This is a genomic window from Actinocorallia sp. B10E7, assembly GCF_039871655.1.
Lineage (GTDB): Bacteria > Actinomycetota > Actinomycetes > Streptosporangiales > Streptosporangiaceae > Actinocorallia.
In genome coordinates this window covers 19,586-46,520 of sequence record NZ_JBDPLZ010000001.1, presented here as the reverse complement: position 1 = coordinate 46,520, position 26,935 = coordinate 19,586, and the positions used below count along the sequence as shown (strand labels likewise).

The 26,935-nt window shown below is 69.6% G+C and carries 23 protein-coding genes and 1 tRNA gene; 17 read left to right on the top strand and 7 right to left on the bottom strand.

What is annotated here, in order from left to right:
* Window positions 1-19: 19 nt before the first annotated feature.
* The gene (locus ABGB12_RS00220) at window positions 20-1,327 is read right to left on the bottom strand and encodes a cation:proton antiporter (protein WP_347673464.1); all 1,308 of its coding nucleotides are present in this window, start codon (window positions 1,325-1,327) and stop codon (window positions 20-22) included.
* Window positions 1,328-1,335: 8 nt separating this feature from the next.
* Window positions 1,336-1,812, bottom strand: a complete 477-nt coding sequence (locus ABGB12_RS00215; RefSeq protein WP_347673462.1) for a TrkA C-terminal domain-containing protein — start codon at window positions 1,810-1,812, stop codon at window positions 1,336-1,338.
* 395 nt (window positions 1,813-2,207) lie between these two features.
* Between ABGB12_RS00215 and ABGB12_RS00210 the strand changes: the two genes are divergently transcribed.
* Window positions 2,208-3,596 (top strand): MFS transporter, encoded by a 1,389-nt coding sequence (locus ABGB12_RS00210; protein ID WP_347673461.1) that lies wholly within the window; start codon window positions 2,208-2,210, stop codon window positions 3,594-3,596.
* Between the two features lie 91 nt (window positions 3,597-3,687).
* On the opposite strand, the gene ABGB12_RS00205 is transcribed toward ABGB12_RS00210, so the two are convergent.
* A tRNA-Pro gene (locus ABGB12_RS00205) sits at window positions 3,688-3,761 on the bottom strand.
* Window positions 3,762-4,073: 312 nt separating this feature from the next.
* Here ABGB12_RS00205 and tig point away from each other — a divergent pair.
* From tig to clpX, 4 genes are all read left to right on the top strand, one after another.
* A complete protein-coding gene (tig, locus tag ABGB12_RS00200) occupies window positions 4,074-5,579 on the top strand; it encodes a trigger factor (RefSeq protein ID WP_347673459.1) in 1,506 nt (501 codons plus the stop codon).
* Between the two features lie 283 nt (window positions 5,580-5,862).
* Complete coding sequence (locus tag ABGB12_RS00195) at window positions 5,863-6,444, top strand: ATP-dependent Clp protease proteolytic subunit (RefSeq protein WP_347674991.1); 582 nt, start codon at window positions 5,863-5,865, stop codon at window positions 6,442-6,444.
* 53 nt (window positions 6,445-6,497) lie between these two features.
* Window positions 6,498-7,148: an ATP-dependent Clp protease proteolytic subunit gene (locus ABGB12_RS00190; RefSeq protein ID WP_347673457.1), complete on the top strand. Its 651-nt coding sequence runs from the start codon at window positions 6,498-6,500 to the stop codon at window positions 7,146-7,148.
* 174 nt (window positions 7,149-7,322) lie between these two features.
* Complete coding sequence (gene clpX, locus ABGB12_RS00185) at window positions 7,323-8,597, top strand: ATP-dependent Clp protease ATP-binding subunit ClpX (RefSeq protein WP_347673456.1); 1,275 nt, start codon at window positions 7,323-7,325, stop codon at window positions 8,595-8,597.
* 110 nt (window positions 8,598-8,707) lie between these two features.
* On the opposite strand, the gene ABGB12_RS00180 is transcribed toward clpX, so the two are convergent.
* Genes ABGB12_RS00180 through ABGB12_RS00165 form a run of 4 tightly spaced genes read right to left on the bottom strand, consistent with a single transcriptional unit; the run spans window position 8,708 to window position 12,861 of the window.
* Window positions 8,708-10,645, bottom strand: a complete 1,938-nt coding sequence (locus ABGB12_RS00180; RefSeq protein ID WP_347673454.1) for a sensor histidine kinase — start codon at window positions 10,643-10,645, stop codon at window positions 8,708-8,710.
* Window positions 10,635-11,282: a response regulator transcription factor gene (locus ABGB12_RS00175; protein ID WP_347673452.1), complete on the bottom strand. Its 648-nt coding sequence runs from the start codon at window positions 11,280-11,282 to the stop codon at window positions 10,635-10,637. The genes ABGB12_RS00180 and ABGB12_RS00175 overlap by 11 nt, the downstream gene beginning before the upstream one ends.
* Window positions 11,248-12,024, bottom strand: coding sequence for a sensor histidine kinase (locus ABGB12_RS00170; protein ID WP_347673451.1), 777 nt, complete (start codon window positions 12,022-12,024; stop codon window positions 11,248-11,250). Before ABGB12_RS00170 ends, ABGB12_RS00175 begins: the two co-directional genes overlap by 35 nt.
* A gap of 54 nt (window positions 12,025-12,078) precedes the next feature.
* Window positions 12,079-12,861, bottom strand: a complete 783-nt coding sequence (locus ABGB12_RS00165; RefSeq protein ID WP_347673449.1) for a hypothetical protein — start codon at window positions 12,859-12,861, stop codon at window positions 12,079-12,081.
* Window positions 12,862-12,981: 120 nt separating this feature from the next.
* On the opposite strand from ABGB12_RS00165, the gene ABGB12_RS00160 reads away from it, so the two are divergent.
* From ABGB12_RS00160 to ABGB12_RS00105, 12 genes are all read left to right on the top strand, one after another.
* A complete protein-coding gene (locus ABGB12_RS00160; protein WP_347673447.1) occupies window positions 12,982-15,564 on the top strand; it encodes a valine--tRNA ligase in 2,583 nt (860 codons plus the stop codon).
* A gap of 180 nt (window positions 15,565-15,744) precedes the next feature.
* Window positions 15,745-16,281 carry a hypothetical protein gene (locus tag ABGB12_RS00155; RefSeq protein WP_347673446.1) on the top strand — a complete coding sequence of 179 codons (537 nt, stop codon included), beginning with the start codon at window positions 15,745-15,747 and terminating at the stop codon, window positions 16,279-16,281.
* Window positions 16,282-16,354: 73 nt separating this feature from the next.
* On the top strand, window positions 16,355-17,722 hold the full coding sequence (locus ABGB12_RS00150; protein WP_347674989.1) for a folylpolyglutamate synthase/dihydrofolate synthase family protein: 1,368 nt from the start codon (window positions 16,355-16,357) through the stop codon (window positions 17,720-17,722).
* On the top strand, window positions 17,722-18,039 hold the full coding sequence (locus ABGB12_RS00145) for a DUF4233 domain-containing protein (RefSeq protein WP_347673444.1): 318 nt from the start codon (window positions 17,722-17,724) through the stop codon (window positions 18,037-18,039). The genes ABGB12_RS00150 and ABGB12_RS00145 overlap by 1 nt, the downstream gene beginning before the upstream one ends.
* A gap of 116 nt (window positions 18,040-18,155) precedes the next feature.
* The gene (locus ABGB12_RS00140) at window positions 18,156-18,383 is read left to right on the top strand and encodes a hypothetical protein (RefSeq protein WP_347673443.1); all 228 of its coding nucleotides are present in this window, start codon (window positions 18,156-18,158) and stop codon (window positions 18,381-18,383) included.
* A 24-nt stretch (window positions 18,384-18,407) separates the two neighbouring features.
* On the top strand, window positions 18,408-18,821 hold the full coding sequence (gene ndk, locus ABGB12_RS00135; RefSeq protein WP_347673441.1) for a nucleoside-diphosphate kinase: 414 nt from the start codon (window positions 18,408-18,410) through the stop codon (window positions 18,819-18,821).
* Between the two features lie 259 nt (window positions 18,822-19,080).
* A complete protein-coding gene (locus ABGB12_RS00130; protein WP_347674987.1) occupies window positions 19,081-20,106 on the top strand; it encodes a rod shape-determining protein in 1,026 nt (341 codons plus the stop codon).
* Entirely contained in the window at window positions 20,106-21,005 is a 900-nt protein-coding gene (gene mreC / locus ABGB12_RS00125) for a rod shape-determining protein MreC (RefSeq protein ID WP_347673439.1), read from the top strand. The genes ABGB12_RS00130 and mreC overlap by 1 nt, the downstream gene beginning before the upstream one ends.
* 2 nt (window positions 21,006-21,007) lie before the next feature.
* Window positions 21,008-21,589, top strand: coding sequence for a rod shape-determining protein MreD (gene mreD, locus ABGB12_RS00120; RefSeq protein ID WP_347673437.1), 582 nt, complete (start codon window positions 21,008-21,010; stop codon window positions 21,587-21,589).
* Window positions 21,586-23,634: a penicillin-binding protein 2 gene (mrdA, locus tag ABGB12_RS00115; RefSeq protein WP_347673435.1), complete on the top strand. Its 2,049-nt coding sequence runs from the start codon at window positions 21,586-21,588 to the stop codon at window positions 23,632-23,634. Before mreD ends, mrdA begins: the two co-directional genes overlap by 4 nt.
* Window positions 23,631-24,788, top strand: a complete 1,158-nt coding sequence (rodA, locus tag ABGB12_RS00110; RefSeq protein WP_347673433.1) for a rod shape-determining protein RodA — start codon at window positions 23,631-23,633, stop codon at window positions 24,786-24,788. The genes mrdA and rodA overlap by 4 nt, the downstream gene beginning before the upstream one ends.
* A gap of 63 nt (window positions 24,789-24,851) precedes the next feature.
* Window positions 24,852-26,783 carry a TIGR03960 family B12-binding radical SAM protein gene (locus tag ABGB12_RS00105; protein WP_347673431.1) on the top strand — a complete coding sequence of 644 codons (1,932 nt, stop codon included), beginning with the start codon at window positions 24,852-24,854 and terminating at the stop codon, window positions 26,781-26,783.
* Window positions 26,784-26,935 lie beyond the last annotated feature (152 nt).

Below are 26,935 nucleotides of genomic sequence, written 5' to 3'. Positions count from 1 at the left end.
ACGGGCACGCGGGCGGGGCTCAGTTCCTGACGGGCTCGCCGTCTCCGTCCTCGACGGAGACGGGCCTCCCGGGCTCCGCATCGGCTTCGCCCGAGTCGTCGGACGCTTCGGCCGTCTGCCGCTGTCCTTTCTCGGCCTTCTTCCGCAGGAAGAAGGGGAGGTGCTCCTCGGGGCGGGCGGCCAGCGAGGTGATGAGGGGCTGCAGCAGCCGCGCCGCCAGCGGGCCGAACGCCGCGAGGATGAGGACGTAGCCCGCGGCCAGCGGGCCGAGGTCCGGGTGGGCTCCTGCCGACACGGCCAGACCCGCGATGACGATGTTGAACTCGCCTCGGGGGACCAGCGCGATTCCGGCCCTGGCCCGCCCGGCCCGGCCGATGCCCGCCTTCTGCGCCGCGTAGTAGCCGGTGAGCAGCTTCGTGATGATGCTGACGAAGGCCAGCAGCAGCGCCAGCCCGGCCACCGGCAGGATCTTGGCGGGGTCGGTGTTGAGGCCGAAGAACACGAAGAACACCGCGGCGAACAGGTCGCGCAGCGGGGCCAGCAGCTCCTGCGCCTCGTGGGCGAGCTGCCCCGACAGGGCGACGCCGACGAGGAACGCGCCGACCGCGGCGGAGACCTGCAGCTGCTGGGCGATGCCCGCGACCAGCAGCGCCAGGCCCAGCACCTTGAGCAGCAGGACCTCGGAGTTGGGGCTGGAGACGAACATCTCGAGGTAGCGGCCGAACTTCAGCGAGACGACGAGGACCACGGTGACCGTGGCCAGCGCGATGCCGACGCTGGTGGCTCCGGCGGCGAAGCCCGCGCCAGCCAGGACGGCGGTGAGGATCGGCAGGTAGACGGCCATCGTGAGGTCCTCGAAGACCAGTAGCGACAGCACGACAGGGGTTTCGCGGTTACCGATCCAGCCCAGGTCGGTGAGGACCTTCGCGGTGATGCCGGAGGAAGTGGCGTAGGTGACGCCGGCCATCGCGATGGCCGCGACCGGGCCCCAGCCCAGTACCAGCGCGATGATGGCGCCGGGGGCCGCGTTCAGCACGAGGTCGACCAGGCCGCCTCTGGCGTTGCCTTTCAGGGAGGTCACCAGCTCGTCGGCGTTGTACTCCAGGCCGAGGGTGAGCAGGAGGAGGACGACACCGATCTCCGAGGCGGTGTGGACGAACTCCTCGCTGGTGCCCAGGGACAGGATTCCGCCGTGGCCGAAGGCGAGGCCGGCGATGAGGTAGAGCGGGATGGGGGAGATGCCCGCGCGGAGGGCGAAGGAGCCGAGGACTCCGAGGGCGAGGATGATGCCGCCCAGTTCCAGGAACAGAATTGCTATGTCGTGCACGCGCTCCCCTACCCGCCGGTCAAGATCTGAGTCGCGCCCTCGGTGCTCTCCAGGTCTCCCACCAGCACCGCGACGTCGTGCTCCCGCAGGACGAAGTCCGGCAGGGGGCTGGTGTTGACCTGGCCGCCTCGGACGACCGCCACGATGGAGGCGCCCGTCAGGGTGCGGACCTGGGCCGAGCCCATGGTCTTGCCGTGCCACCTGGACGAGACCGGCACCTGCAGGCTGACCAGGCCCTCCACCTCGCGGTGGAGGTCGTTGAGCCGCTGGACGATGCGGGGCGCGCCGAGCAGCTCGACGAGGGCGTCGGCCTCCTCGTCGTTGAGCTTGACGGTCTCGCAGGCCCGGTCCGGGTCCGCCTTGTCGTAGATCACCAGGTCGCGTCGGCCGGTCCGGTAGGACACGACGCCGATCCGGCGTCCGGCGCGGGTGGTGAACTCATGGCGCAGCCCTATCCCGGGCAGTGCCGTCTGTTCTACGTCCACTGCTTCCCCTCCTTGGGTACAGCACGAAAGTCCAAAGGCCGATTTTGGCCCAATGCCGTGCGGCGGACCAATCGAGGCGATCCCCCCGGCACGTGCCGGGCTCCCTTCGGGGTTCTGGGAGCGGATCGGGGAGTCCCGGGATGGGGAGCGTCCGAAACCCGCCGAACAGTGTCCGATAAGCCTGCGGCATATACCTGACCAGTCCGGTAACGGAAATGTTACCGGCTCCTCACGGACCGGCTCCGCAGCGTCAAGAAGGGCTCACAGGACGCGCCGGGCCGAGTGCGTGACAGGTAATCGGGTCTTGACCTCGCGGCAACAGCCGGGAAGAAGCGCACACCTACCTTCAGGGCAACGCAACGACCGAGCAGAACAGAAGTACCTGGAGGCAGGGCATGACCACGCTGACCGGCGAAAGGCCCAAGGCGCCCAGCGCAGGACAGGGCCGCTGGATCGAGGACTGGCGACCCGACGACGAGCAGTTCTGGAACGAGACCGGCAAGCACGTCGCCCGCCGCAACCTCGTCTGGTCGATCGTCACCGAGCACCTGGGCTTCTGCGTCTGGCTGCTGTGGAGCATCGCCGTCATCAACCTCGACAAGGTGGGCGTCGCGCTCAGCGTCGGGGAGACCCTGTGGCTGACGACCCTGCCCAACCTGGTGGGCGCGGCCCTGCGCATCCCCTACACCTTCGGGCCCGCGCGGTTCGGCGGACGGAACTTCACCATCATCAGCGCGCTGCTGCTGCTGATCCCGTGCGCGCTGTTCGTCTACGCGATCGAGAACCCCGACATCCCGTTCTGGGCGCTGCTGCTCATCGCCGCCACGACCGGTCTGGGAGGCGGCAACTTCGCCTCCTCGATGTCGAACATCACGCACTACTACCCGACCACCAAGCAGGGACTCCCGCTGGGCCTCAACGCCGCGGGCGGCAACATCGGCGTGAGCGTCACCCAGCTGACCATGCCGCCGCTGATCGTCGCGGCCGGCCTGGTCGCCGTCGGCTGGGTGTGGATGCCGCTGGTGCTGGTCGCCGCCGTCGGCGCCTACTTCTTCATGAACAACCTGCGCCACGCCACCAGCTCCTACACGATCAAGGAGATGTGGGGGATCTCCCGCAAGCCGCACACGATCATCATGTCGGTGCTCTACATCGGCACCTTCGGCTCGTTCATCGGCTACTCCTTCTCCTTCGGAGTACTGATCAAGAACCAGTTCCCCGAGATCAGCGCGAGCAACTACATCTGGCTCGGCGCGCTGGTCGGCTCCGTGGCCCGCCCGCTCGGCGGCCTGCTGGCCGACCGGCTCGGCGGCGCGCGGGTGACGTTCTGGAACTTCCTGGCCATGGGGCTGGGGATCGTCGCGGTGTGGTTCGCGGTGGACGCCGCCAACTGGGCCTTCTTCCTGGCGGCCTTCCTGCTGGTCTTCGCCACGACCGGGATCGGCAACGGCTCCACCTACAAGATGATCCCGGCGATCTTCCGCAACAAGGCGCTGGAGGGCGTCGACCGGGACGACGAGGGGGCCGTCGCCTCGGCGCTGGGCACCGCCCGCCGCAACGCGGCGGCCGCGATCGGCATCTCCTCCGCGGTCGGCGCCTTCGGCGGCGTGCTGATCCAGCAGATCTTCCGCATCTCGCTGGAGGAGACCAAGGCGATCAGCGCCGCACTGGTGATCCTCGCGGTCTTCTACGCGGTGTGCGTCCTGCTCACGTGGAGCGCCTACCTGCGCCGTCGCCTCACCGTGGGCACGGAGAAGGTCAGCCTCGCCCAGGCAGGTGTCTGACCCGGGGCCCGGCCGGTCTCCAGGGACCGGCCGACATCCCCGCTGACAAAAAGAGCCCCGGCGTCATGACGCCGGGGCTCTCTCCTGTTTGTCGGGCTGGCGGGATTTGAACCCACGGCTTCTTGCACCCAAAGCAAGCGCGCTACCAAGCTGCGCCACAGCCCGTGACGCGCGACAGTCTAGCCGCTCGGCGGCCGCCGGGAGGGTGGTGTTCCACAGCGGACGATCATCCTCCCCTTCCCCCGCCGCCTCCCGGGGGCCGGAAGAGACGTCAAAAGGCCCATGAGAGAGGCGGCGCGCGCGAAGGCATGTCACGGGAGGTGGCCGTGACCCCCTAGACTGAGGGCCGCATAGGCATGTGCTGTGCCGCCCGAAACGACCACGTGAGACCGGCGGCCGCTCTCGCTCGCGGCCTGGCAGGGCCGCGCCACAGCGCGCCGAGCCGTGTGAACCGCCGGATCAAGGAGACCTGCCCCAGTGAAGACCGCTGTCGAGGAGCTGACCCCGACCCGGGTGAAGCTCACCATCGAAGTTCCGTTCGAAGAGCTCAAGCCGAGCCTCGACAAGGCTTACAAGGAGCTCGCCAAGCAGGTGCGGCTCAAGGGCTTCCGCCCGGGCAAGGCACCCGCGCGCCTGATCGACCAGTACGTGGGTCGCGGCGCGGTGCTCCAGGAGGCCGTCAACGACGCGCTTCCGGGCCTGTACGGCGCGGCGATCGAGGAGAAGGAGCTCTTCGTCCTCGGCCAGCCCGAGGTCGAGGTGACCAAGCTCGACGACGGCAAGGAGTTCGAGTTCACCGCCGAGGTCGACGTCCGCCCGACCTTCGAGGTGCCCGAGTACGAGGGCCTGCCCGTCACGGTCGACGACGCGGTCGTCACCGACGAGGAGGTCGCCGAGACCCTCGACAACCTGCGTGAGCGCTTCGCCACCCTCACCACCGTCGAGCGCGCCGCCGCCGAGGGCGACACCGCCACCATCGACCTGAGCGCCGCCATCGACGGCGAGACCGTCGAGGACGCCGCCACCAAGGGCTACTCCTACGAGGTCGGCACCGAGGGCGCCATCGAGGGCCTCAACGAGGCGATCACCGGCCTGTCCGCCGGCGAGTCCAAGACCTTCACCACCACGCTCGTGGCCGGTTCCCGCCAGGGCGAGGAGGCCGAGGTCACCGTCACCGTCCAGTCGGTGAAGGTCAAGGAGCTGCCCGAGGCCGACGACGAGTTCGCGCAGCTGGCCTCGGAGTTCGACACCATCGAGGAGCTCAAGGACGACGTCCGCAGGCGCCTCGACCGGCAGAAGAAGATGAACCAGATCGGCCAGGCCCGGGACAAGGCCCTGGAGGCCCTCCTGGAGAAGGTCGAGGTCCCGCTGCCCGAGAGCGTGGTGGAGAGCGAGAAGTCCCGCCGCAACGAGCAGCTCGACCAGCAGCTGGCCTACGCCGGTCTGACCCGCGAGGCCTACCTGGCCGAGGAGGAGAAGACCCCCGAGGAGTTCGACGCCGAGCTCGACGAGGCCGCCCGCAAGGCGGTCAAGGGCGGCTTCATCCTCGACCAGCTCGCCCTCACCGAGGAGCTGGGCGTCGAGAACGAGGAGCTCAGCGAGTACGTGGTCAGCCAGGCCATGCAGATGAACCTGCCGCCGCAGCAGCTCGCCCAGTACCTCACCGAGAACAACCAGATCCCGGCTCTCGTCGCCGAGGTGCTGCGCAGCAAGGCGCTCAACCTCATCGTCGAGCACGTCAAGATCTCGGACGAGTCCGGTAACGAGCTCGACCTCGAGGCGCTCCGCAGGGAGATCAACGGCGAGACCGCCGCCGAGGAGGCCGTCGAGGAGGCCGAGGAGACCGGAGAGGTCGCCGAAGCCGAGGTCGTCGAGGAGACCGGAGAGGTCGCCGAAGCCGAGGTCGTCGAGGAGGCCGGCGAGAGCGCCGAGACCGCCGAGGCGAAGGACGCCGAGGACGAAGAGGGCTCCGCCAAGGCCTGATTTGTGTAAAAAGCCCAAATGCGCCCCGTATGCCGGAAATGGCATGCGGGGCGTCGGCGTTCAAACCACCGTTCGCTCGCGGCTAAACCCCGGGTCGGGAAAAGGGCGGAGGGTACGCCGCCAGCGAAAAGAACGCCCGTATGGCGTGAGGCCCCCGCGGGGCGCGTTAGTGTCCAATCATCCGACCGTTCAGGGATCAGAACTCGCCAGACACCTACGGAGGAACAGGGTGAGCAAGCCTCCGATTTTCCACGATCCGCTCTTCGCCCGTGAGGGCGGCGGACTGCAGGCCATCGCCGCGCAGGAGGCCCTGCACCAGCAGCTGCTGCGCAAGCGGATCGTGGTCCTCGGCCAGCAGGTCGACGACGACATCGCCAACCGCCTCGCCGCCGAGCTGCTGCTGCTGTCGGCCGAGGACGGAAAGCGCGACATTACCTTTTACATCAACTCTCCGGGTGGCTCCGTGACCGCCGGCATGGCGATCTACGACATCATGGAGTACGTGCCGAACGACATCGTGACGGTCGGCATGGGTCTGGCGGCGTCCATGGGGCAGTTCCTGCTCTGCGCGGGCACCCCGGGCAAGCGTTACGCCCTTCCGCACGCGCGCATCATGATGCACCAGCCTTCGGGCGGCATCGGCGGTACCGCCTCGGACATCAAGATCCAGGCCGAGCAGATGCTCTACGTCAAGAAGACGCTCGCGGAGCGGATCGCCTACCACACCGGCCAGACGGTCGAGCAGATCACCGCCGACTCCGACCGCGACCGCTGGTTCACCGCGGAGGAGGCCAAGGTCTACGGACTGGTCGACCACGTGGTCACCAGCGCCAACGAGGTTCCCTCCGAGGGCCCGGTCTCCTGATGGAGGGGTTCCGACCGATCATGCAGAGCAGCCGTCCGATTATGGAGAGCAGCATGGAGATTCGTGCCGGCGGCGTTCAGCCGGTCGACAGCCGCTACATCATTCCGTCCTTCGTCGAGCGGACCGCGTACGGGGTCAAGGAGATGAACCCGTACAACAAGCTCTTCGAAGAGCGGATCATCTTCCTCGGCGTGCAGATCGACGACGCGTCCGCCAACGACGTGATGGCCCAGCTGTTGACCCTGGAGTCGATCGACCCCGATCGTGACATCAGCATCTACATCAACTCACCCGGTGGCTCCTTCACCGCGATGACGGCCATCTACGACACGATGCAGTACGTCAAGCCCGACATCCAGACGGTCTGCATCGGCCAGGCGGCCTCGGCGGCGGCGGTGCTGCTGGGCGCGGGCACGCCGGGCAAGCGGGCGGCGCTGCCGCACGCGCGGGTCCTGATCCACCAGCCCGCCACGGAGGGCACCTACGGGCAGGGCTCGGACATCGAGATCCAGGCCCGCGAGATCATGCGCATCCGCGAGCAGCTGGAGACCATCATCGCCCGGCACAGCAACAAGTCGGTCGAAGAGGTCCGCCAGGACATCGAGCGCGACAAGATCCTCACGGCGGACGAGGCCAAGGCCTACGGTCTGATCGACGATGTCTTTGTCAGTAAGAAGCGCCGGGTAGAGGTAGTGTCTTCGTAAGACGGCGCTAAGTTCGGGGAGACCCCCGGCTTCGCGGTCAGATCCCGCTTCCTCGGGATGTGACCCGGCGCCCCGGAGACGGTACCGTCGAAGCAGCCTTTGCCGGCGGTGCGGGGAACGAAAGCTCCGCGCACCGCCGGGCGCAAGGCGGCCCCACGAAAAGGAGACAACCGGGTGGCACGCATCGGCGACGGTGGTGACCTGCTGAAATGCTCTTTCTGCGGCAAATCACAGAAGCAGGTCAAGAAGCTCATCGCGGGCCCGGGTGTGTACATCTGCGACGAGTGCATCGATCTCTGTAACGAGATCATCGAGGAGGAGCTCTCCGAGAGCTCGGACCTCAAGTGGGACAGCCTGCCCAAGCCCCGGGAGATCTACGAGTTTCTCGACGGCTATGTGATCGGGCAGGAGAAGGCCAAGAAGGCGCTGTCCGTCGCGGTCTACAACCACTACAAGCGGATCCAGTCCGGAGACTCGCGGGACGACGGGATCGAACTGTCCAAGTCGAACATCCTGCTGCTCGGCCCGACCGGATCCGGCAAGACGCTGCTCGCGCAGACCCTGGCCAAACTGCTCAACGTCCCGTTCGCCATCGCGGACGCCACGGCTCTGACCGAGGCCGGCTATGTCGGTGAGGACGTCGAGAACATCCTGCTGAAGCTCATCCAGGCCGCCGACTACGACGTCAAGAAGGCCGAGACGGGCATCATCTACATCGACGAGGTCGACAAGATCGCCCGCAAGAGCGAGAACCCGTCGATCACCCGGGACGTCTCCGGGGAGGGCGTGCAGCAGGCCCTGCTGAAGATCCTGGAGGGCACGACCGCCTCGGTCCCGCCCCAGGGCGGCCGCAAGCACCCGCACCAGGAGTTCATCCAGATCGACACCACCAACGTCCTGTTCATCTGCGGCGGCGCCTTCTCCGGCCTCGAGAAGATCATCGAGTCCCGGGTGGGCAAGCAGGGCGTGGGCTTCGGCGCGGTCATCCGCTCGAAGGTCGACTTCGCCAAGAACAGCGACATCTTCGGCGATGTCATGCCCGAGGACCTGCTGAAGTTCGGCATGATCCCCGAGTTCGTCGGCCGCCTCCCGATCATCACCAGCGTGCACAACCTGGACCGGGACGCGCTGATCAACATCCTCACCGAGCCGAAGAACGCGCTGATCAAGCAGTACCGGCGCCTGTTCGAGCTGGACGGGGTGGACCTGGAGTTCACCGACGACGCCCTCGAGGCCGTCGCCGACCAGTCCATCCTGCGCGGCACCGGGGCCCGGGGCCTGCGCGCCATCCTCGAAGAGGTGCTGCTCTCGGTGATGTACGAGGTGCCCAGCCGGCAGGACGTCGCCCAGGTGGTCATCACCCGGGAGTCGGTGCTGGAGCACGTGAACCCGACGCTCGTCCCGCGCGAGCGCTCGCCGAAACGCGAACCGCGCGAGAAGAGCGCCTGAGCGTTCCCGACAGACCCGGCTCATCCGAGCCGGGTCTTTCGCATCTTCCGGGCCTTCCCCGCTCCTCTGCGGGAATCTCAGGGCCTTGGAGGGATGAAGGCGCGGCGTCCTCAGGCCAGGGGCAGCCGGGCGGTGACGACGGTGCCGCCCCCCGGCCGGGACGCGACGGTGAGGGTGCCGCCGAGCTCGGAGGCACGCTCCCGCATGGACGTCAGGCCCAGCCCCGACCGCGGCTGGCGCGGCAGGCCCCGTCCGTCGTCCGAGACGGTGATCTCCAGCTCGCCGTTCTTCTCGCCCAGCCGCAGCTCCACGCTGGTCGCCTTGGCGTGCCGCCGGACGTTGGTGAGCGCCTCCTGGATGATCCGGTAGGCGGTCACCTCGTGGACGGGGGAGAGCTCGGGAAGGCCTTCGCAGCGCACGTCCACCCGGGGTTCGGGCAGGTCCGCGGCGAGCGCCTGGATCGCTCCCAGCAGGCCGAGCCGGTCCAGGGCGGGCGGGCGCAGCCCGTGCACCAGTTCCCGGATGTCTCCCATCGCCGTGGTCATGCGCTCGCGCAGCGCCAGCAGGGACGGCTCCACCGACTCCGGATCGGTGGTGAGGCGGACCCGGGCCGCGTCCACCGACAGCGCCAGCGCGGCCAGGGTGGGGCCGAGCCCGTCGTGCAGGTCGCGGCTGAGCCTGCGGCGCTCGTCCTCTCGGGTGTTGATGACGGTCTCGTGGGAGACCCGCAGGAGCCGGACGGTGTGCGCGAGGTCGGCGACGTGCCGGGTGAGCACCCCGATCAGCCTGTGGTCGGCGTGTCCCGGCCCGTACAGCAGCATCCGGCCGATCTGCTCGCCGTGCCACACCAGCGGGACCACCTGCGCCTGGCCGTCCTCCACCCCGTCGGTGTGCACGACCGCCTCGTCGATCTCCACCGAGACCCCGGCGACCGCCAGCGTGCGGCGCACCGCCCGCACGGCCAGCCGCAGCGCGGTGGCGGGATCCTCCGTCTGCTGGACGGTCCTGGCCAGCTTGTCGGCCAGGCGGTAGGGGTCGCGTTCCACCCCGAACAGCAGGTCGATGGAGAGCTGGACGCGGGAGCGGACGGGCTGGAACAGCGCGCCGACCGTCAGGGCTCCGAAGAACCCGGCGGCCTGGCCCGCGACCAGCCTGCTGACCAGGGCGATGAGCCCGAAGTAGACGGCGCCCAGGATCAGCGTCAGGGTGCCGTAGACCAGCGTCCGGTTGACGATCACGTCGATGTCGTAGAGCCGGTGGCGCATGATGGCGATCGCCAGCGAGATCGGCACCATGCCCACCGCGGTGCAGGTCAGGGTGGCGAACAGCCAGAACGGCATGTCCGGCCAGATGAGATCGGAGTAGCCGGCGAGCGCGGTGCCCAGCAGCGGATAGGCGATGAGCGCGATCTGCCGCCGGGCGATGGGGCTGCCCGCACGGAAGCGCACCGCCAGCGAGAAGAGGTTCAGGAAGGTGACCGCCACCGTGAGCGGCTGGACGCCCCGCACGTAGACGTCGTCGAGGTCCAGGAGCGCCCGCACGCCGAACGGGTTGGCGGCCTCGTAGCCGCCCACGCCCAGGTCGGCGGGGAGCAACATCCGGTGCACGATGTTGACGCCGATGATCAGCGCCGACAGCCACAGCACCGGACGCCACCGCGGGGAGGGCGTCCTGCCGTCCGGGAAGAGCAGCGGGACGATCATCACCAGCGGGAGGAACTCCAGCATGTACAGCCAGGTGGCGCCCCAGCGCAGCAGGACCGCGCCCGGCAGGTCGTGCAGCAGGGCCCAGCGGGAGAACGGGACCAGCAGCCAGTGGGCCGCCGCGATCAGGCCGATGGCCCACAGCAGCCTGGCGATCACCAGCCCCCGTCTGCGGCTGAGCAGGTACGCCCCGACGGCCGGGTACAGGCAGCCCATGATGACCTCGGGCCGCCAGGACTGGCTGGTGCGGTACTCCAGCGGCACCGAGTAGCGGAAGGCGTACGCCAGGACGACGCACAGCGGGCCGGCCAGCGCCCCGGCCCACAGGATGGTCCTACGTGCCAAGGCCGGCCTCGCGAGCCAGCACTATCGCCTGCGCGCGGTCGGCCACGTGCAGTTTCATGAAGATGTTGGAGACGTGGTTGCGGATCGTCTTCGGCGACAGGAACAGGATCCCGGCGATCTCCCCGTTGTTGCGCCCCTGGGCGATCAGCTCGAGCACCTCCCGTTCCCGGTCGGTGAGCTCGGGGAAGGCCGACTTGCGCGGGTCGGGCATCTCGGTGAAGTAGGTGAGGACCCGCCGCGCGATCTCCGGCCCGTAGATCGCCTCTCCGGCCGCCACGGCCCGGACCGCCCGTGCGATCTCCTCGGCGCCCGACTCCTTCAGCAGGTAGCCGCGCGCGCCGGCGCGCATCGCGGCGAACACCGAGTCGTCGTCGCGGAACATGGTCAGCACCAGCACCCCGATGTGCGGGCTGGTGCGGGTGATGGTGCGGGTGGCCTCGATGCCGTTGCCGCCGGGCATGTGCAGGTCCATCACGACCACGTCGGGCTGGACGTCGTGGGCGAGCTTGACGGCCGCAGGACCGTTCTCGGCCTCGCCGACGACCTCGATGCCCAGGGCCTCCAGGAGGGCGCGCAGGCCCTGCCGGAACATGGGATGGTCGTCAGCGATGATCACTCGGATGTTGTCGTCGGACACGACTGGGTTCCTCCGGGAGCAGGTTGAGGGGGAGACGGGCGACCACCGCGGTGCCGCCTCCGGGTCGGGGTCCGATGGTGCAGACGCCGCCCACCTCGGCGGCGCGTTCGCGCATCGCGGCCAGGCCCACGCCGTCCCGGCCGGCCGGGACGCCGGTGCCGGGGTCGGCGACGACCAGGTGGAGGGCCTCGGGGCCGCGGTTGAGCCGGACCAGGGCGCTGGCGGCGAGGGAGTGCCGCCGGACGTTGCTGAGCGCCTCCTGGATGATCCGGTACGCGGCGACCTCGACCGCCGCGGGAAGCGAGACCAGCTCACCGCTGATCTTCACTTCGACCATGATTCCGTCCATTCCGTCCGCCAGCCCGCCGACCGCGCCGGCCAGGCCGAGGTCGTCCAGCGCGGGCGGACGCAGGCCCGCCACCAGTTCCCGGATGTCGCCGACCGCCGCGGCCAGCCGCTGCCGCAGATCGCTCAGCAGCGGGCCGATCCGTTCGGGCCGGTCGCCCAGGGTGAGCCGGGCGGTGTCGAGGGCCATCGCCAGGCTGGCGAGGGTGGGGGCGAGCCCGTCGTGGAGATCGTGCCGCAGCCGCCGGCGTTCTTCCTCGGCGGCCGCCAGGATGCGTTCCCGGGAGCGCTGGAGCGCTCCGGCACGGTCATCCGCGGTGGGGGCCGCCCGCCGGGTCAGGATGACACCGACGGTGAGCCCCAGCAGGAACGCGCCGAGCGCGGTGACGCCGTACATACCGGAAACTCTCTCCGATCGCCGGAGCCACCGAACAGGGACGCGTGTCCCGGGTCAGGCGGGCTTCTCCACATCGGGCCGCATCCGGCGCATGATGTCGGCCAGCTGGGTCCACTGCATGGAGGTGACGGAGGCTCCGTTGATGTCCGGGCTGGCCGTGACCATGCCGAGCGAGGTGTCGGTCTGCCAGTAGCACAGCGGCACGGTGACGGTCGCCACGGTGATCTCGGCGCAACCCGCGGTGCCGGAGCCGCCCGGGTCGGTGTCGTGGATGGTGACCTGGGCGCCGGCGCTGGAGCTCTCCAGGCCCTGGCGGAACCCGTTGGTGTCTCCCATGTCGGTGCCGCTGACCCCGGTGAAGGTGACCTTGGAGCCGTTGACGTCGTAGGTCGCCGAGACCACGGTGCCGCGCGAGCCGAGCAGGTTCTTGAAGGCGTTGCCGTAGGGGTCGCCGCTGGAGTCGGTGACCTGCGGGTACCCGCCGGCGGTGGCCGGGGCGCTGACCGTGTACTTCTGGCTGCCGATGCCGTCGCCGCCGCTCAGGCTCACGACGGCGACCACGGCGAGGATCACCACGACGACCGCGGCTCCGGCGAGCGCCAGGATCAGGCCGGTCTTGTTGTTTTTGGGCGGCGCGGGGCTGAATCCGGCCTGCCCGAAGGGCGGGGGCGTGGGCTGTCCGAACGGCGGCGGCGTCGGCTGCCCGTAGGGCTGGGCGGGTTGCCCGTACGGCTGCTGGGGCTGTCCGTACGGCTGCTGTCCGTAGGGCTGCTGCGGCGGTTGGTCCCCGCCGTAGCCGGGTCCCTGAGGCGGGGGATTCCAACCACTCAAGGTCATCTCCGGGGGCTTTACGATGGAAACGGTCAGAACGTTATTCTGTCCTATCCGCTGTCTTCTGTCTCTCGCTCTTTCGCTCCGGCCCGTGGCAAGGGTTGACAGCCCGTAGAATCGGCGTTCGTGACCGAGTCCCAGTTGCCTACTCAGTACGCGCCCGCCGAGGTCGAGGGGAAGCTCTACGAGCGGTGGACCTCCGCCGGCCTGTTCGAGGCCGACCCCGACCGCGATCCCGGCGCCCCGGCGTACACGATCGTCATCCCGCCGCCCAACGTGACCGGCTCGCTGCACATGGGTCACGCCCTGGACCACTCCATCCAGGACACGCTGGTACGCCGCAGGCGCATGCAGGGATACGAGGCGCTGTGGCTGCCGGGCATGGACCACGCGGGCATCGCCACCCAGAACGTGGTCGAGCGCGAGCTCAAGAAGGAGGGGCTGACCCGCCACGACCTGGGCCGCGAGGCGTTCCAGGAGCGCGTGTGGCAGTGGAAGGCCGAGTCCGGCGGCCGGATCCTGGGCCAGATGAAGCGCCTGGGCGACAGCGTCGACTGGTCGCGTGAGCGCTTCACCATGGACGAGGGCCTGTCCCGCGCCGTCCTGACCATCTTCAAGCGGCTGTACGACGACGGCCTGATCTACCGCGCCGAGCGCATCATCAACTGGTGCCCGCGCTGCCTGACCGCGCTGTCGGACATCGAGGTCGAGCACTCCGAGCGCGAGGGCGAACTCGTCTCCATCAGGTACTCCGACGAGGTCGTCGTGGCCACCACCCGGGCCGAGACGATGCTCGGCGACACCGCGGTGGCCGTCCACCCGTCCGACGAGCGGTACGCCCACCTGGTCGGCACCGAGATCGAACTGCCGCTGACCGGCCGCCGCATCCCGGTCGTGGCCGACGAGCACGTCGACCCCGAGTTCGGCACCGGCGCGGTCAAGGTCACGCCCGCCCACGACCCGAACGACTTCGAGATCGGGCAGCGGCACGGCCTGCCGTCGCTGACCGTCCTGGACGAGCACGCCCGGGTCACCGCGCCCGGCCCGTTCGAGGGCATGGACCGCTACGAGGCCCGCGCGGCCGTGGTGGAGGCGCTGCGCGAGCAGGGCCGCATCGTCAAGGAGGTCCGCCCCTACGAGCACTCCGTCGGCCACTGCCAGCGCTGCCGGACGGTCGTCGAGCCGCGGGTGTCCCTGCAGTGGTTCGTCAAGGTCGAGCCGCTGGCCAAGGCCGCGGGCGACGCGGTCCGCGACGGCCGGGTGCGGATCCAGCCGCCGGAGCTGTCCTCGCGGTACTTCGCCTGGGTCGACAACATGCACGACTGGTGCATCTCCCGGCAGCTGTGGTGGGGCCACCGGATCCCGGTCTGGTACGGCCCGGACGGCGAGCAGCGGTGCTTCGGCCCCGGCGAGGAGGTGCCCGAGGGCTGGACCCAGGACTCCGACGTCCTGGACACCTGGTTCTCCAGCGCGCTGTGGCCCTTCTCCACACTCGGCTGGCCCGACGACACGCCCGACCTGCGGCGCTTCTACCCGACGTCCGTCCTGGTGACCGGCTACGACATCCTCTTCTTCTGGGTCGCCCGGATGATGATGTTCGGCCTGTACGCCATGGACGGCGTGGAGCCGTTCAAGGTCATCGCCCTGCACGGCATGGTCCGCGACCAGCACGGCAAGAAGATGTCGAAGTCCTTCGGCAACGTCGTCGACCCGCTGGACTGGATCGACCGCTACGGCGCCGACGCCACCCGGTTCACGCTGCTGCGCGGCGCCAACCCCGGCAGCGACGTCCCGGTCGCCGAGGACTGGGCGCAGGGCTCGCGCAACTTCTGCAACAAGCTGTGGAACGCCACCCGGTTCGCGCTGATGAACGGCGCGCACGTGAACGGGGAACTCCCCGCCGAACCGTCCACTACGGACTCGTGGATCCTGTCCCGGCTGCAGACGGTCATCGCCGAGGTCGACGCCCACATCGAGAACTTCGACTTCGCCAAGGCGTGCGAGGCGCTCTACCACTTCGCCTGGGACGAGGTCTGCGACTGGTACCTGGAGCTGTCCAAGGTCCCGCTGGCCGAGGGCGGCGCGACGGCCGAGGCCACCCGCCGGGTGCTGGGCGAGGTGCTGGACACCGTGCTGCGGCTGCTGCACCCGATGATCCCGTTCATCACCGAGGAGCTGTGGACCGCGCTCACCGGCCGCGAGACGATCGTCCGCGCGGCCTGGCCGACGGCCGACGCCGCGCGTGCCGACGCCACCGCGGAGGCGACGGTCACCTCGCTGCAGCGGCTGGTCACCGAGGTCCGCCGGTTCCGCTCCGACCAGGGCCTGAAGTCCGGGCAGCGGGTCACCGCCGCGCTGGAGCTGGACGGCAGCCCGCTGGCCTCCTATGAGGAGCAGATCCGCTCCCTGCTGAAGCTGACGGCTCCCGGTGACTCCTTCACCACCACCGCGTCCCTTCCGGTCGAGGGCGTCGTGGTGAAGCTGGACACCGCCGGCGCCATCGACGTGGCCGCTGAGCGCGCCCGGCTGGAGAAGGACCTGGCCGCCGCCCGCAAGGAGGTCGCCCAGACGTCCGGCAAGCTGGCCAACGCCGACTTCGTCGCCAAGGCCCCCGAGGCCGTGATCAACAAGAACAGGGCCCGGCTGGAGGCCGCCCAGGCCGACATCGCCCGGCTGGAGGCCCAGCTGGCGGCCCTGCCCGCGGGCTGATCCCGTACCGACGGCCCGGCTTCCCCACCGGAGGGGGAGCCGGGCCGTCGGCGTCCCACCTGCGCCGGGAGCGGCTTTCAGCTGGTTCTCATACGGGACTCAGCGGCGGTTCAGGGGGCGGGGGCAACCTGAGGAATGTAGGACGCGGTTCCGCCGCGTGGTTTCTCCAGGGAGATGAAGATGACCGAGCAGCAGCAGCCGGAGCGGGCACCCCGGGCGACAAGGGGGTCCGAACCGCTGGAAGAGCGGGCTTCGACCGAGCGGGCTCGGGTGACTGGTGAGGAAGAGGGCCTCCACCCGGAGGCCTCGGCGGGAGCGGGGGCGCAGCCGGAGACGGCGGCCCCCGCCCCGGACGCCCTTCCGCCGGAAGAGGGACGGAAGGCCCGGATGTCGCGGGCGTTCCGCGGTTCGGCGGCGCGCGTCCTGGCGGCGGGCGTGTTCGGCGCGCTGATCGGCGGAGGCGTCATGGCGGGAGCGGTGGCGGTCTTCGACGGACGGGGACACGACTCCTCGATGAGCCGGGAGGCCGAGACCCGGATGCCCGGCCAGGGCGGCCACTGGGGAGGGCAGGACAAGGGCAACGGCCTCGGCGGTCGGCACCGGGACGATGCCGGGCAGCGGCCCGGCCCACGGGGACAGCAGGACGACCAGGGCTCGCAGGAGCGGCCCGGGCACCGGGGCACCGGGCAGGCCGACGCCGGAACCGAAGGGATCTAGCCGAAACCGGGGGACGCCGGAGGCGGGATAGCCTTCGGATGTGACGGATTATCGGACCGCCGTGGCGTCGATCATGGCACGGGGAGTCGAATGGGAGTTCGACCCCACTCTGGATCGTATCCAGGACCTGCTGGACCTGATGGGTGAGCCGCAACGGGCCTGCCCGGTGATCCTGGTGGCGGGGACCAACGGCAAGTCGAGCGTGTCCCGCATGATCGACGCGCTGCTCACCGAGCGGGGGCTGCGCGTCGGGCGGTTCACCAGCCCGCATCTGAGCGAGCTGCGCGAGCGCATCGCGATCGACGGGGAGCCGCTGAGCGAGGAGCGGTTCGCCGAGGTCTACGAAGACGTCGAGCCCTATCTGCAGCTCATCGACGGCAAGCACCCGGTGCGCCTGTCGTTCTTCGAGACGCTGACCGCGATGGCCTACTCGGCGTTCGCGGACGCCCCGGTGGACGTCGCGGTCGTCGAGATCGGCATGGGCGGCACCTGGGACGCCACCAACGTGGTGGACCCGGCCGTCTCGGTGATCACCCCGATCGGCCTGGACCACACCGACTACCTGGGCGACACGCTCGAGGACATCGCCCACGAGAAGGCCGGGATCATCAAGCCCGGCACGATCGCGGTGATCGCCCAGCAGCAGCCGGACGCCGCCGGGGTGCTGCTGCGCCGGGCGGTGGAGACCGAAGCGCAGGTCGTCCGGGAGGGCATCGAGTTCGGGGTGCTCCACCGCGACCTGGCCCTGGGCGGGCAGCGGCTGACCCTGCGCGGCATCCACGGCGACTACGACGAGGTCTTCCTGCCGCTGTTCGGCGCGCACCAGGCCGCCAACGCCGCGGTCGCGCTCGCGGCCGTCGAGGCGTTCGCCGGCGGCGCCCCCACCAACGCGGTGCTCGACCCCTCCGAGGTGACCCGCGGCAGCGTCTCCTCGGACTTCTCCACCCCCGAGGGAGGGGAGGGCCAGCTGGATCCCGCGCTGGTCAGGGAGGGCTTCGCCCGGGTGGCCTCGCCCGGCAGGCTGGAGGTCGTCCGCACCGGCCCCACCGTGATCCTGGACTCCGCGCACAACCCGCCGGGCATGGCCGCCTCGGCCCAGACGCTGAGCGAGTCCTTCGACTTCACCAGGCTCGTCGGAGTGGTGGCGGTGGCGGCCGACAAGGACGTCACCGGCATACTCGAGGAACTGGAACCGGTCCTGGCCGAGGTGGTAGTGACCCGCAACTCCTCTCCGCGCGGCATGCCGGTGGACGAGCTGGCCGCGCTGGCCGGGGAGATCTTCGGCCCCGAGCGGGTGCACCGGGCCGAACGGCTGGACGACGCGTTCGACCGGGCGGTCGCGCTGGCCGACGAGGCCGGGGAGTACGGCGGTTCCGGAGTGGTCATCACCGGGTCGGTCGTCACGGCGGGCGACGCACGAGTTCTGTTGAAGGTGAAGTAATGCGGCGTATGCTCGCCACGATCTTGAGTTGTGAGGCGATCATTCTCGCCCTGGCGATTCCGGTCGCGATCTCGGTCGCGAAGGTGGACGCCGCGACGGCGGGGATCACCGGGGGAGTGCTGGTGGTCCTGGCCCTGCTCCTGGCCGGGACGCTGGGCCGGCCCTGGGGAGTGCCGGTGGCGACGGGCTTCCAGGTGCTCGTGCTGGCGCTGGGTTTCTTCGTGCCGACCATGTTCATCCTCGGTGTCGTCTTCGGTGCTCTGTGGGCTTACGGCATTTGGCTGGGAGCGAAGGTGGAAGGGCGGCAGAACCGCTAGGTTCTCGGCCTTTCTCGGGGCGTTCGATCTCGAAAAACGGATATTGCAGATATCTGCGATATCCGTCCTGAAAGTGCTGCCCTTTGGCCGCTGGGCCTCGGGCTGCCGCTCGCGCTGTGCTTCCCGCACCGCTCGGCGGCGACCTGATCGCGGGCTCGCTCCAGGCGGACGAGGTGCGGGGCGCGGACGGCGCCGCCGCCCGTCTGGAGGCGCTCGGCTCGGTCCTCCAGACCTGGCTGACGGCCGCCGGACTGCCGGCGCCGACGCTCGGAGCGCTCTTCGGCCTCATGACACGGCGCGGGGACGTGATCGGGGAAGATAGGCTCTTCAGGGCATTCAACTAGTCGAATTCACTGGAGAGCACAGCCGTGTCCGAGCGCACTCTGATCCTGGTCAAGCCCGATGGCGTACGCAAGGGCGTCGTCGGCGAGGTCGTCTCGCGCATCGAGCGCAAGGGCCTGAAGCTGGTCGCGCTGGAGCTGCGCACCCTGGGCCGCGAGGTGGCCGAGGAGCACTACGCCGAGCACCGGGAGCGTCCGTTCTTCGGCGAGCTCGTCGACTTCATCACCGGCGGCCCGCTGGTCGCCCTGGTCGCCGAGGGCCCGCACGCCATCAAGGCCTTCCGCGGTCTGGCCGGCGCCACCAACCCGGTCGAGGCCGGTCCCGGCACCATCCGCGGCGACTTCGCCCTGGAGATCGGCGAGAACATCGTCCACGGCTCGGACTCGCCCGAGTCCGCGGCCCGCGAGATCAAGATCTTCTTCCCGGAGCTGGGGTCCTGACGAAGGGCTGATCCAGCCGTAAGGGCACCACAGCCGCACCGCGCGCCGTATGATCGGCGCGCGGTGCGGCTGTCTTTCGGAGACCGGCAGTCGTTTTGCTGGAAACTGAACGTCGGCCGGACGTATTTTCGCGTAAGCGCGACCCGTTGGCGGCTGCCGCGGGGGTGAATATCGCGTTACGATGAATCACGCCGCTTCGATCGTCATCTCTGGTGACACCGCCAGCAGGAAGGGCCCCCTTTTCTCCATGGGTAACAAGTTGTCGTTCCTCGGTCGTGATATGGCGGTTGATCTGGGCACCGCCAACACCCTCGTTTATGTCCGAGGGCGCGGGATCGTGTTGAACGAGCCCTCGGTGGTCGCCATCAACACCCACACGAACAAGATCGTCGCGGTGGGCATCGACGCCAAGCGCATGATCGGGCGCACGCCCGGCAACATCGTCGCGGTCCGCCCGCTCAAGGACGGCGTCATCGCGGACTTCGAGGTCACCGAGCGGATGCTGCGCTACTTCATCCAGAAGGTGCACAAGCGCCGCCACTTCGCCAAGCCGCGCATCGTCGTCGCGGTGCCCTCGGGCATCACCGGCGTCGAGCAGCGCGCGGTGAAGGAGGCCGGATACCAGGCGGGGGCCCGCCGGGTCTTCATCATCGAGGAGCCGATGGCCGCGGCGATCGGTTCGGGCCTGCCGGTGCACGAGCCGACCGGCAACATGGTCGTGGACATAGGAGGCGGCACCACCGAGGTGGCCATCATCTCCCTCGGCGGCATCGTCACCAGCCAGTCGGTGCGGGTCGGCGGGGACGAGCTCGACGAAGCCATCATCACCTTCGCCAAGAAGGAGTACTCGCTCATGCTGGGCGAGCGCACCGCGGAGGAGATCAAGATCGCCATCGGCAGCGCCTACCCGTCGGCCGACGGCGAGGAGCCGAACGCCGAGATCCGCGGCCGCGACCTGGTCTCCGGCCTGCCCAAGACCGTCGTCATCTCCGCCGAGGAGGTGCGCCGCGCCATCGAGGAGCCGGTCAGCACCATCGTCGACGCGGTGAAGACCACCCTGGACAAGTGCCCGCCGGAGCTGTCCGGCGACATCATGGACCGGGGCATCGCGCTCACCGGAGGCGGCGCCCTGCTCAAGGGCCTGGACGAGCGGGTCCGCGAGGAGACCGGCATGCCCATACACATGGTCGACAATCCGCTCGACTCCGTGGTCCTGGGCACCGGCAAGTGCGTCGAGGACTTCGAGTCGCTGCGTCAGGTCCTGGTGCCCGAGCCGCGTCACTGATGCGAGACACCCGACGGACCCGTCTGGTGCTGGGCTTCCTGCTCGTCATCTCACTGGTCTTGATCACCGTGGACTACCGGGGCGGGGAGAACTCCCCGCTACGCGGGCTGAGAGGCGTGGGCGCGGCGGTGTTCGGCCCGCTGGAGCGGGTCGCCTCCAGCGTCGTGCGCCCCGTGGGCAACACCTTCGACGCGCTGCGCGACGCGCCCGGCCAACGGCGGCGCGCCGAGGACCTGCTGCGCGAGAACCAGCGCCTGCGCGAGCAGCTCCGGTCGGGCACCATCGACAAGGACCGCGCCGCCCAGCTGGAGCGGCTGCTGGGCAGTGCCGGGCTGGGCGGCTACAAGATCGTGGCGGCGAACGTCATCTCGGCCGGCCAGGGCTACGAGGACACCGTCACCATCGACGCCGGCACCCTCAGCGGGGTCAAACCCGAGATGACCGTCATGACCGGAGATGGGCTGGTCGGCCGGGTCACCAAGGCCGGGCCCGCCACCGCGACGGTCCTGCTGGCCACCGACGCCTCCTCCACCGTGGGCGCGAGGCTGGAGGACTCCAAGGAGATCGGCGTCATCAAGGGCGAGGGCAGGCGCGGCCTCGGCGTCGGCGCCACCCCGCTGCGACTGCAGCTCTTCTCCGCCGACGCGACGCTGACCGTCGGCCAGAGGGTGGTGACGCTCGGCTCGAAGGGCGACCGCCCGTACGTGCCGGGCGTGCCGATCGGCACGGTGGAGAAGATCGAGAAGACCCCGGGCTCCCTCACCCGCACCGCGCTGATCCGCCCCTACGTCATGTTCACCAGGCTGGACGTCGTCGGCGTGGTGGTCGCCCCACCGCAGCGCGACCCGCACGACGCAGTCCTTCCGCCCAAGCCTTCTGCGAGCCCGTCGGGGAGCTAGCCGTGCTGAACTCGGTCGAAGAGGTCAGGGGCGGGCCGTTCCGCTCCTTCCTCATCATCATCGTGGCGATCCTGTTCCAGGTCGCGGTGGCCAACAGGCTCCCGCTGCCCGGCTCGGTGACCCCCGACTTCGTCATGCTCACCGTGGTGGCGCTGGCGCTGTTCAAGGGCGAGACGGTGGGCATGGTCTCCGGGTTCCTCGCGGGACTGGCCACCGACCTGGTGCCGCCCGCCGACCACACCATCGGCATGTACGCGCTGGTGTACTGCCTCGTCGGCTACCTGGCGGGGCTGGCCAGCCCGGAGATGGACCGTTCGCAGATCCTGCCGTTCATGGCGGTCGCGGTCGGCGCGCTGGTGGGCAACCTCGCCTACGCGCTGGTCGGGATGATGCTCGGCGATCCGCGCGCCGACTGGTCCATCGTCTCGCGGATGGTGCCGCTCGCCGTCCTCTACAACGTGCTGGCCAGCCCGTTCGTGGTCTGGGCGGTGCTGAGGGTGTCGCGCAGCAGCGAACGGCTGGAGCCGCGCGGCGGGCTCAGCGTTCCGGGCTACGCCGCGAGGCTCGGCAGGCAGCAGCGGTGAACCCCCGCAGCCACTCCCGTCTCCTGGTGCTCCACGTCATGGTGGGGGCGCTGCTGCTGGTGCTGGTCGGCCGCATGTGGGTCCTCCAGGTGGCGCAGGGCGAGCGGTACCAGACCATCGCCGCCAACAACCGCACCCGCGACATCGTCGTCCCCGCCGTCCGGGGGTCGATCCTCGACGACATGGGCCGTCCGCTGGTCCGCAACCGCACCGCGCTGGTCGTCTCGGTCGACAAGACGGTGCTGTCCCGGCAGAAGGACCAGGGCAAGGCCGTGCTCGCCCGGCTGGCCGAGGTGCTGGGCACCACCCGCGAGCAGCTGGAGCTCAAGACGAGGCTGTGCTCGCCGACGGTGCCCCGCCCCTGCTGGCCCGGCTCGCCCTACCAGCCGATCCCGGTGGACGACAGGGTGAGCGCCAAGGAGGGGCTGCAGATCCTGGAGCGGCCGGAGGACTTCGACGGCGTCATCGCGCAGGTCCAGGCCGTCCGGGAGTATCCGCGCCCGGAGGGGGCCAGCGCCGCGCAGACGCTGGGCTACCTCCAGCCGGTCACCCAGCAGGAGCTCGACGAGCGCGAGGGCCTGAAGGTCACCGGCTACAGCGGGGTCGACCTCATCGGCAGGGACGGCCTGGAGGCCGTCTACGACACCGACCTGCGCGGTGATCCGGGCATTCGGAAGGTGAACGTCGACAGCCGCGGCAGAGTCACCGGCATCGCCGAGGAGACCGAGGCGGTCCCCGGCTCGCACCTGGTGACCAACCTGGACGCCAAGGTGCAGGCGGCGGTGGAGGGCGCGCTCGCCGAGCAGATCAAGGCGGTGAAGAAGGCGGGCGGCGACCCGGCGGCCGCGGGCGTCGTCCTGGAGGTCGAGACCGGCAAGGTCGTCGCGCTGGCCAGCTACCCGACCTACGACCCGAAGGTGTGGACCGGGGGCATCTCCCAGGAGGAGTACGACGCGCTGCTGGGCCCCAAGCGGGGCGAGCCGCTGATCTCCCGGGCCATCGCCGGCCAGTTCCCGCCCGGCTCGACCTTCAAGATCTCCTCCCTGGCCGCCGCCGTGGCCGACGGCTATTCGCTGAAAGGCATCTACCCCTGCCCAGGCTCCTACAACGTGGGCAGCAGGGCGTTCACCAACTTCCGGAGCACGGGCTACCCCCCGATGAACCTGCACCGGGCGATCGTCGTCTCCTGCGACACGATCTTCTACAAGTTCGCCTACGAGCAGTGGATCCGCGACGGTTCGACCAAGCCTGTGAAGAACCCCAAGGACCCCATGATCCATATGGCCCGGGTGTTCGGGTTCGGCGCCAGGACCGGGATCGACCTGCCCGGCGAGACCCCCGGACGCATCCCCGACCGGGCCTGGAAGCAGAGCTACTGGGAGAGCACCAAGGACGTCGACTGCAAGCGCGCCAAGACCGGCTACCCCGAGATCAAGAACTCCTCGCACGCCGCCTACCTGACGGCCATCGCCAAGGAGAACTGCCTCGAGGGCTACATGTGGCGCGCCGGCGACGCCGCGAACTTCTCGGTCGGCCAGGGCAACGTGCTGGTCACCCCGCTGCAGCTGGCCCGCGCGTACGCGGCCATCGCCAACGGCGGCACCCTGGTGGTCCCGCAGGTGGCCAAGGCCCTCGTCCGTCCGGACGGCACCGTGGCGCGCGAGATCAAGCCGGCCGAGGGCGTGAAGCTGCAGGTGGACAAGAAGACCATCGAGTACATGCGCAAGGCGCTGGCCGCCGTCACGAAGGAGGGCACCGCGGCGGGGGCCTTCAGCGGCTTCCCGCTGGACAAGGTGCACGTGGCGGGCAAGACGGGTACCGCGGAGGCGTACGGCTACAAGGACACCGCGTGGTTCGCCTCCTTCGCCCCGGCGAAGAACTCCAGGTACGCGGTGGTCGTCATGATCACCGACGCCGGGACGGGCGGTAGCTACGCGGCCCCGGCCGTCCGGAAGATCTACGAGGCCATCTACGGGTTCGGTGGCAAGCCCGCCGCCCTGGAGAACGGCGAGCCGCCCGCCAGACTGCCGAAGGTGAGCCAATGACCACTTTGGGGGAACGGAGGGCCTGGCCCGGCCGGGTCGTGCGCCGGGACTCGGTGCTGCGCAGGCTGGACTGGGGGCTGGTGCTGCCCGTCATCGTGCTGGCCGTGATCAGCGCGTTGCTGGTCTACTCGGCGACCCGGGCCGGCCATCGCGGCGATCCCGAGGCGTTCCTCAAGAAGCACCTGCTCAACCTGGGCATCGGGACGATCCTCTACGTGGTCGTGGCGTCCTTCGACTACCGGTTGCTGCGCGCCTACGCGCCGATCCTCTACGGGCTCTCGCTCGTCGGCCTCATCGCGGTCCTGACGCCCCTGGGCGAGACGATCAACGGCTCCCATTCCTGGATCGTGATCGGCGGCGGCTTCCAGGTGCAGCCGTCGGAGTTCGCCAAGGTGGGGCTGGTCGTGCTGCTGGCGATGATCCTGGGCGAGCCCAGGGACGGAGAGGTCGGGCCCGGACGCAAGGACATCCTGGTCGCGCTGGCGCTGGCCGGGGTGCCCGCGGCGCTGATCATGCTCCAGCCCGACCTGGGCACCACGATGGTGCTGTGCGCCATCCTGATGGGCATGCTGGCGATCTCCGGGGTGGCCAAGCGCTGGACCCTCGGACTGGTGCTGGCCGGAGTCGCCACCGCTGCCGCCGCCGTGATGCTGGGGCTGCTGGAGGACTACCAGATCGCCCGGTTCACCGCCTTCATCGACCCGTCCGCCGACCCCAGGGGCGCCGGGTACAACGCCAACCAGGCCAAGATCGCGGTGGGTTCCGGCGGACTGCTGGGCAAGGGGCTCTTCCAGGGCGAGCAGACCACCGGCCAGTTCGTGCCCGAGCAGCAGACCGACTTCATCTTCACCGTGGCGGGGGAGGAGCTGGGTTTCCTCGGCTCGCTGCTGATCGTCGTGCTGATCGGCGTGATCCTCTACCGGGGCCTGCGGATCGCCGTCCACGCCAGCGACCAGTTCGGTACCCTGGTCGCGGCCGGGGTGGTGTGCTGGCTGGGCTTCCAGACCTTCGAGAACATCGGCATGTGCGTCGGCATCATGCCCATCACCGGACTGCCGCTGCCCCTGGTCTCCTACGGCGGTTCCGCCACGTTCGCCACGATGATCGCCTTCGGCCTGCTCCAGGGAGTGCACGCCCGGGGCAGGAGCCTGTGAGCGGCGGTACGCTGAGGGTTTGACCTGGGATGCAGATCCCGCAAGCCACCCGGAAGGTATGACATGCCTGTTGAGTCGGTGTTCCCCCGGCTGGAACCGCTGCTGCCGTCGGTGCAGAAGCCGATCCAGTACGTCGGCGGAGAACTGAACTCCCAGGTCAAGGACTGGGACTCCGCCGAGGTGCGCTGGGCGTTGATGTACCCGGACGCCTACGAGGTCGGCCTGCCCAACCAGGGCGTCCAGATCCTCTACGAGGTGCTGAACGAGCGCGAGGGGGTGCTGGCCGAGCGCACCTACTCGGTCTGGCCCGACCTCGAGGCGATCATGCGGGAGCACAAGATCCCGCAGTTCACCGTGGACGGGCACCGGCCCGTCGGCGCGTTCGACATCCTGGGCGTCTCCTTCTCCACCGAGTTGGGCTACACCAACCTGCTCACCGCGCTGGACCTGGCCCAGATGCCCCTGCACGCCGTCGACCGGCGCGAAGAGGACCCGATCGTCCTGGCGGGCGGGCACGCGGCCTTCAACCCCGAGCCGATCGCCGACTTCGTCGACGCCGCTGTGCTGGGCGACGGCGAGGAGATCGTGCTGAAGATCACCGAGGTGATCCGGGAGTGGAAGCGCGAGGGCCGCCCGGAGGGCCGCGACGGCCTGCTGCACCGCCTGGCGGTGTCCGGCGGGGTCTACGTGCCCAAGTTCTACGACGTCTCCTACCTGCCCGACGGGCGCATCCAGCGGGTCGCGCCCAACCGTCCGGGCGTGCCGTGGCAGATCGTCAAGCACACCGTGATGGACCTCGACGCCTGGCCCTACCCCAAGCAGCCGCTGGTCCCCCTGGCCGAGACGGTGCACGAGCGCTTCTCGGTGGAGATCTTCCGCGGCTGCACGCGCGGCTGCCGGTTCTGCCAGGCCGGCATGATCACCCGTCCGGTGCGCGAGCGGTCGATCACCACCGTCGGCGACATGGTGCGGCAGGGCCTCAAGGCGTCCGGCTTCAACGAGGTCGGCCTGCTGTCGTTGTCGTCGGCCGACCACAGCGAGATCGGCGACATCGCCAAGGGCCTGGCCGACCAGTACGAGGGCACCCAGACCTCGCTGTCGCTGCCGTCCACCCGCGTGGACGCCTTCAACATCACCCTGGCCAACGAGTTCTCACGCAACGGGCGGCGCTCCGGGCTGACGTTCGCCCCCGAGGGCGGCTCCGAGCGCATGCGCAAGGTGATCAACAAGATGGTGTCGGAGGACGACCTCATCCGCACCGTCACCACCGCCTACGAGAACGGCTGGCGCCAGGTCAAGCTCTACTTCATGTGCGGGCTGCCCACCGAGGAGGACGAGGACGTCATGGAGATCGCCGACATGGCCCGGCGGGTCATCCAGGCGGGCCGCGACGCCACCGGCAGCCGCGACATCCGCTGCACCGTGTCCATCGGCGGATTCGTGCCCAAGCCGCACACCCCGTTCCAGTGGGCGGCCCAGGCCGACCACGAGACCGTCGACCGGCGGCTGCGCGCCCTGCGCGACGAACTGCGCCAGGACAAGCGGTACGGGCGGGCCATCGGCCTGCGCTACCACGACGGCAAGCCCTCGATCATCGAGGGGATGCTCTCGCGCGGCGACCGCCGGGTCGGCGCGGTGATCCAGAAGGTCTGGGAGGACGGCGGCCGGTTCGACGGCTGGTCGGAGTACTTCTCCTACGACCGCTGGACGGCCAAGGCCGAGGAGGTCTTCGCCGACCAGGTGGTCGACCTGGACTGGTACACCACCCGGGAGCGCGAGGAGGTCGAGGTCCTGCCCTGGGACCACCTGGACGCCGGGCTCGACCGCGAGTGGCTGTGGCAGGACTGGCGGGACGCCGTGGAGGACGGCGCCGAGGTCGAGGACTGCCGCTGGACGCCGTGCTACGACTGCGGTGTCTGCCCGTCCATGGGAACGGAGATCCAGATCGGTCCCACGGGTAAGAAACTGCTTCCGCTGACCGTGGTGAACGGTTGAGGATCTTCCCCCGAGGGAAGGGCAGACGAAGCGAACGGGGTTCGGTCGGCGTCGGACACACAGCGGGCGGCATCGACGTTGAACCGCGTAAACACTGTCTGACAAGGGCTGCGGGCCGGGGGGAGCGCCGCGCTGGCCTCAGCTGGGTCGCG

Bases quoted from the DNA above. Each gene is read 5' to 3' on its own strand.
- ABGB12_RS00210 (WP_347673461.1), top strand. From the start codon at position 2,208: ATGACCACGCTGACCGGCGAAAGGCCCAAGGCGCCCAGCGCAGGACAG.
- ABGB12_RS00190 (WP_347673457.1), top strand. From the start codon at position 6,498: ATGGAGATTCGTGCCGGCGGCGTTCAGCCGGTCGACAGCCGCTACATC.
- ABGB12_RS00170 (WP_347673451.1), bottom strand. From the start codon at position 12,024: ATGTACGGCGTCACCGCGCTCGGCGCGTTCCTGCTGGGGCTCACCGTC.
- ABGB12_RS00165 (WP_347673449.1), bottom strand. From the start codon at position 12,861: ATGACCTTGAGTGGTTGGAATCCCCCGCCTCAGGGACCCGGCTACGGC.
- ABGB12_RS00155 (WP_347673446.1), top strand. From the start codon at position 15,745: ATGACCGAGCAGCAGCAGCCGGAGCGGGCACCCCGGGCGACAAGGGGG.
- ABGB12_RS00150 (WP_347674989.1), top strand. From the start codon at position 16,355: ATGGCACGGGGAGTCGAATGGGAGTTCGACCCCACTCTGGATCGTATC.
- ABGB12_RS00145 (WP_347673444.1), top strand. From the start codon at position 17,722: ATGCGGCGTATGCTCGCCACGATCTTGAGTTGTGAGGCGATCATTCTC.
- mreC (WP_347673439.1), top strand. From the start codon at position 20,106: ATGCGAGACACCCGACGGACCCGTCTGGTGCTGGGCTTCCTGCTCGTC.
- rodA (WP_347673433.1), top strand. From the start codon at position 23,631: ATGACCACTTTGGGGGAACGGAGGGCCTGGCCCGGCCGGGTCGTGCGC.
- ABGB12_RS00105 (WP_347673431.1), top strand. From the start codon at position 24,852: ATGCCTGTTGAGTCGGTGTTCCCCCGGCTGGAACCGCTGCTGCCGTCG.